Here is a 787-nt window from a genome sequence, read left to right as displayed (position 1 = left end):
CTACAGCTTCACCCCAGCTCAAGATTGGAACGGCACCTTACCGACCATCACTTACACCACCGATACTGGTGCCACAGCGGCATTGACCATTGAAGTCACGCCAGTGGATGATGCCTCGGTACTGGTGAATGACACCAATAGCGTTGTCGAAGATAGCGTAGCGGAAGGCAATGTACTGACCAACGACAGTGATGTCGATAACGACACACTTACGGTAGTCAGCTATGAAGTGAATGGACAGACGATCGCCGCAGGCACAGATGTACAAGTCGAAGGCGGCACATTAGTCATCAATGCCGACGGCAGCTACAGTTTCACTCCAGCGCAAGATTGGAACGGCACGTTACCGACCATCACTTACACCACCGATACTGATGCCACAGCGACATTGACCATTAACGTCACACCAGTGGATGATGCCTCGGTACTGGTGAATGACACCATTACCGTAGCTGAAGATAGCGTTGCAGAAGGCAATGTCCTCACCAACGACAGCGATGTCGATAACGACACCTTGACCGTTGTCAGTTATGAAGTGAATGGACAGACGATCGCCGCAGGCACCTCAACACCCGTTGCAGGCGGCACATTAGTCATCAATGCCGACGGCAGCTACAGTTTCACTCCAGCGCAAGATTGGAGCGGCACCTTACCGACCATCACTTACACCACGAGTACTGGTGCCACAGCGACATTGACCATTGAAGTCACGCCAGTGGATGATGCATCGGTACTGGTGAATGATACCAATAGCGTCGTCGAAGATAGCGTAGCGGAAGGCAATGTA

1 protein-coding gene is annotated in these 787 nt (G+C 52.1%); it reads left to right on the top strand.

The window, feature by feature from the left end; genetic code table 11:
* Window positions 1-787 (top strand): Ig-like domain-containing protein (locus tag AC1EU2_RS18745; RefSeq protein WP_480299798.1); only part of this gene is annotated, 787 nt, incomplete at both ends.

This window comes from Parashewanella sp. 2304DJ23-3 (genome assembly GCF_056591695.1).
Note: the sequence above shows the minus strand (reverse complement) of the source record. Positions and strands in the feature narration are given on the sequence as shown.